Here is a 2,061-nt window from a genome sequence, read left to right as displayed (position 1 = left end):
ATATCTCGGATAATTTAACAAAATTAATCCTGCCGTGCCCCTACCACCAACAGGCACGGGGTGCCAAGATATCTCGGATAATTTAACAAAATTAATCCTGCCGTGCCCCTACCACCAACAGGCACGGGGTGCCAAGATATCTCGGATAATTTAACAAAATTAATCCTGCCGTGCCCCTACCACGAACAGGCACGGGGTTCCAAGATATCTCGGATAATTTAACAAAATTAATCCTGCCGTGCCCCTACCACGAACGGGATTTTTGCTCGGTGCCACGTATCTAACTTATAGCTCGATACCAATCTGGGAATGATTCCATGAATCTCAACAGCACCCCTAAAATTAAACTGACAATCCGCCAGTCGATTGCCAAATTCCTAGAAACATTGCTCCAACTTCTGTACAGGCGAACTATCCTGTTGCTGATTCTCTTTTTCTTTGCCGGAGTAACGGCGGCTGTTTGGAATATGTCCCGCTTATCATCGGGTTTAGTTAAATGGCAAGCCGTACAAAATACAACATTATATGCTCAAGCAATCCAAGAAGCACGCACGGTTTACAGTTCTGCGGTTGTCGATCGGATCAAAGCCATTCACGAAGATTTGATCGTCACCGACACCTATCAAAACCAAGAGGGAGCCATTCCCGTACCCGTAACGTTCTTGATCGAACTTGGTAAGCGCCTGAGTGGAGAAAACCCTGGAATGTCAGTGCGACTGTATAGCGATTTCCCCTTTCCTTCGCGGCAATCTGAAGGGGGTGCTAAAGATGATTTTGAACGGGAAGCGCTGACTTATTTGAGACAACATCCCGATGAAAAATTTATTCGCTTTGAAAATTTTCACGGTCGTATATGCCTGCGATATGCACAAGCGGATATCCTCAAACCTAGCTGCATCGGTTGTCACAACACCCTGGCTGATAGTCCTAAGAAAGATTGGAAAGTAGGGGACGTGCGAGGAATTTTGGAAATTTCCACTCCCATCGATCGAGTGATGAAAAAAACTGACGATGGTTTGAAAGAAACTTCGCTCACCTTAGCGGGGATTTCTTTATTGGGGATAATGGGGATAGCCCTGGTAATTGCCAGGTTGAAGCACACTGCGAAAGAGTTAGAATTGCGCGTGATCGAACGCACGGCTGATTTGCGAAAGGCTAATGAGGAATTGGCAGTAGAACAGGAAAAATCCGAACGGTTGTTACTCAATATTCTGCCCGAACCGATTGCCAATCGCCTGAAAGATCAACACCACAGCATCGCCGATGGATTTGCTGAAGTGACGATTTTATTTGCCGATATCGTTAAGTTTACCGAGCTATCTTCACAGGTATCGCCAGAAGAATTAGTTTCGTTGCTGAATGAAATTTTCTCCGCGTTCGATCGCTTGACCGAACGATATGGTTTGGAGAAAATAAAGACGATTGGCGATGCGTATATGGTAGCGGGTGGGATTCCCAATCCACGTCCGGATCATGCTGAGGCGGTGGCAGAAATGGCGCTGGATATGCGGCTGGAAATTGCTGAATTTAACAAAAGGCATGACAGCAATTGTAATATCCGCATTGGCATTAATACTGGCCCCGTTGTTGCTGGGGTAATTGGCACGAAAAAGTTTATTTATGACCTTTGGGGCGATACGGTTAATGTCGCCAGTCGGATGGAGTCTCATGGTATGGCAGGGGCGATTCAGGTAACTGCTGATACTTACGAAAGGTTGCGCGATCGGTTTGAGTTTGAGTCGAGGGGTAAAATTACAATCAAAGGCAAGGGCGAGATGATGACTTATCTTTTATTAGGCAGGAAAGAGTAGGGGCACGGCATGGAATAACTTTTAGTTTGTACCCAAAGATTGTTAAATGCCGTGCCCCTGGTTTAACGGGTTTTGTAGGGGCACGGCATGGAATAACTTTTAGTTTGTACCCAAAGATTGTTAAATGCCGTGCCCCTGGTTTAACGGGTTTTGTAGGGGCACGGCATGGAATAACTTTTAGTTTGTACCCAAAGATTGTAGAATGCCGTGCCCCTGGTTTAACGGGTTTTGTAGGGGCACGGCATGGAAT

At 45.9% G+C, this 2,061-nt stretch carries 2 protein-coding genes; both read left to right on the top strand.

Annotated features, from left to right (window positions below):
• Positions 1-317 precede the first annotated feature (317 nt).
• Positions 318-1,811 carry an adenylate/guanylate cyclase domain-containing protein gene (locus MiSe_RS54400; RefSeq protein ID WP_226594725.1) on the top strand — a complete coding sequence of 498 codons (1,494 nt, stop codon included), beginning with the start codon at positions 318-320 and terminating at the stop codon, positions 1,809-1,811.
• A 26-nt stretch (positions 1,812-1,837) separates the two neighbouring features.
• Positions 1,838-2,061, top strand: a 224-nt coding sequence (locus MiSe_RS48810; RefSeq protein ID WP_226594723.1) for a hypothetical protein, incomplete at its 3' end; no start/stop codon positions are given.

Origin of the sequence: Microseira wollei NIES-4236 (genome assembly GCF_020521235.1) — a bacterium.
Taxonomy (GTDB): domain Bacteria; phylum Cyanobacteriota; class Cyanobacteriia; order Cyanobacteriales; family Aerosakkonemataceae; genus Microseira; species Microseira wollei.
Note: the sequence above shows the minus strand (reverse complement) of the source record. Positions and strands in the feature narration are given on the sequence as shown.

Coding starts and splice junctions, on each gene's coding strand:
- MiSe_RS54400 (WP_226594725.1), top strand. CDS start 318: ATGAATCTCAACAGCACCCCTAAAATTAAACTGACAATCCGCCAGTCG.